At 66.6% G+C, this 790-nt stretch carries 1 pseudogene; it reads right to left on the bottom strand.

From position 1 onward, the window contains the following. Nucleotides 1-604 (bottom strand): annotated as a pseudogene (locus A5697_RS27480) (glycosyltransferase); the annotation flags it as partial. Between the last annotated feature and the right edge of the window lie 186 nt (nt 605-790).

Raw genomic sequence — 790 nt, 5'->3', positions numbered from 1 at the left:
GTCGTACACCGCCATTCCGGTGCGAACCATCGGCCCCGGCAGCATCGGAATCAGCTGCCCGTTCGGCCGCATCGGGATGTAATGCAGCGTGGCCATCGGAATGCCGTAGTAATCCGCCACGTTGATCGCCAGGTCCTGGTAGAGCTGGCCCGTGAAGAGCAAATCGGCCCCGGCCCCAACCGAGATCAGGGACGAGCTCATTTCCTGCCAGTTCCGCGACGTTGGCGGCGGCCTGCTCGAAATTCAGGCCGGTGCACAATAGGTCAGCGTCGGCGGCGAGGGACGTCAGCGCCGCGCTGACCTCGCCCCAATGCCGGATGAGGGGCTCCCAGACCTTGCGCATCAACCTGATCGGGCTGCGGATCGTCCAGATGTTCCGGAAGAACTCAGCCCACATGTTGCGGAGGAACTCCTCGTCCAGGAAGTCGTGCAGTTCCGGGCCGTACGGGACCGCCGCGAGCCCGGTGGACTCGGCGAAACCCATCAATTCCGGTGGGACGGCCACGGCCACGTCGTGCCCTCGGCGCAGCAGCTCGCGGCCGACCGCTGCCAATGGCTCGATGTCGCCGCGCGTTCCGTAGCCGGCGAGGGCGAATTTCGTCACGGGTCCTAGCCTTGCAGTTGCCGTGCGCCGGCGACGTCAGGGGTGCCGTTCGTCACCCAACCCGTCCCGCGCGCGCGAAGTTTTCCAGAAGGTCGGCGCTCTTGGTGATGCTGTCTGCGGGCTTCGTCATCCGAGCGGCCAGCTCGCGGGCGCGCGAGAGGTAGTCGGGGGAGAGGATCTGGCGCA

This window comes from Mycobacterium sp. E3251 (assembly GCF_001666835.1).
Lineage (GTDB): Bacteria > Actinomycetota > Actinomycetes > Mycobacteriales > Mycobacteriaceae > Mycobacterium.
The sequence above is the reverse complement of the archived record's forward strand: the minus strand, read 5'-3'. Positions and strand labels throughout refer to the sequence as shown.